The sequence below is a fragment of the Streptomyces sp. WM4235 genome, from assembly GCF_001279725.1.
Lineage (GTDB): Bacteria > Actinomycetota > Actinomycetes > Streptomycetales > Streptomycetaceae > Streptomyces.
The window spans coordinates 1-1,665 of sequence record NZ_LGDE01000171.1 but is presented as its reverse complement, the minus strand read 5'-3'; the positions used below and the strand labels follow the sequence as shown (position 1 = coordinate 1,665).

The 1,665-nt window shown below is 70.8% G+C and carries 1 protein-coding gene; it reads right to left on the bottom strand.

Annotated features, from left to right (window positions below; genetic code table 11):
* On the bottom strand, nucleotides 1-1,284 hold a 1,284-nt coding region (locus ADK55_RS14735; RefSeq protein ID WP_107089190.1), incomplete at its 3' end, for a ParB/RepB/Spo0J family partition protein.
* Nucleotides 1,285-1,665 lie beyond the last annotated feature (381 nt).

The window sequence follows — 1,665 nt, the reverse complement described above, 5'->3', positions numbered from 1 at the left end:
GGGGGCGGGGCCGGCGGCCACCAAGAAGCCCACCCTGGACCCGCCGTCGGCGCGCCCCGGGAGCAGGTCCGCGGCCTTCCCGCGGCGGGTGGGGCCGAAAAACGAGGCCAGCCACTCGGCGCGCATCTCGTCGGCGGTGTCCCAATCCGTGTTACCGGCCCGGATCGCCCGGCGCTCGTCCGGGCTCACCTTGGCCGTTCCGCCGGTGTTGGCAGGCATCTTGTGCCCGTACAGCTCGGGGCTGGTGCAGTACGCCGTGTAGGCGTTGGCGCCCTCTTCAAGGGCCCATACGTGGCCCTGGCAGGTGGCGTGCTTCGCCACGGTGATCCCGTGGAGGGCGATCACCCGCGTCGCGCTGTCGCGCAGTTCACCCACGGTCCGGATGGCGGCGCCGGCCTTCTCCAGCTCGGCGCGGTGCGTCTGGGCGGCTTGGCGGGCCCGGGACGCGTTGCGGGTGCGGCGGATGATCCACGCGTGGTTCCCGTTCGGGGCCGCGTCCATCTCGGCCAGTGCGCCGGCGGCGGCCTGGGGGTCGTCGGCCTCCAGCTCGGCCAGCATGGCCATGACCTCAAGGTCGGGGGCGCCGTTGCCCGTGCGGTGGGCGGCGGCGGCCCGGACGGCGTCCGACTTGGCGAGCTTCTGGATCTGCTTCGCCGCGACCTGGGTCACCGCGCCTGCGGCGGCGATCCGCTTGACGTCGGCCCCAAGGGCGGCGGCGTCGAAAAGGGCGGACGCCTCCTCGCCCCGGGTGAGACTCGCGCGGTGTCGGGCGGTGGTGACCATGTCGAGAATCTGGCCGGCGTCGTCGCGCTCCTCGAACGCGTAGGGGAGGTGAGTCAGCTTGGCCTTGATGGCGGCGGCCAGCCTGCGGTGTCCGTCCACCACCCGCAACCCGCCGTCAGCGCGGGTGACCACGATCGGGGTGCGCACACCCTCGACGGTGATCGACTTCAGGAACTCGTCGGTGATCTTCAGGTCCTGCCGGACATTGCCGGGGTGTGCGTTGAGCGCGCTGACGCTGATCAGCGGCCGGTACGTCACCGGGACTTCGGTGAGCGACAACGCGACGGCGGCGGCCAGGCGGCGCGTGCCGTCGACCACGCGGACGGCGCCGGCCTCGGTCGTCGCCACGTACAGCGGCTCCAAGATGCCGTGCGCGCCGATGTCCTCGATCAGGGCGGTGATGTCGAGATCCGCCGGCAGGGGATTCGCCGCGACAAGGGCGGTGACCTCCACCGTGGACGGGGTGGCGCCTGCGGTACGGGTCTGCGTGCTGGTCTTCATGCGGGTCGTACTCCATTGCTGTGAAGGGGAGTTGAGTGTCGGTTCGGGGGTTTGCCCTCCCCCTCCCAACACATCTATTAAAGCACGGAAGTGATGATTTTGGCTAGTGGTGCACGTACTCTGTTCGGGTGAATTGCGCCGTTGAGCAGTGCGAATGCCGGTGACCTGGACGAGTGGGCGCCGGCCGCGCGGCCGTGGGAGTGACGTCCGCGCGGCCGGCTCCCACGTGTGTCGTCGGGGCGGGCGGCCTACTGGGGCACGGGTCGAAGGATGGACGCGATGCGGCTGTGCGGAACCCACCTCGTCCCGTAACGCCGCTCGAACCGGACTACGACGTTCCGGCCTCGGCTTTCCAGTACGTCCGCGAACTCGGTGTCGTAG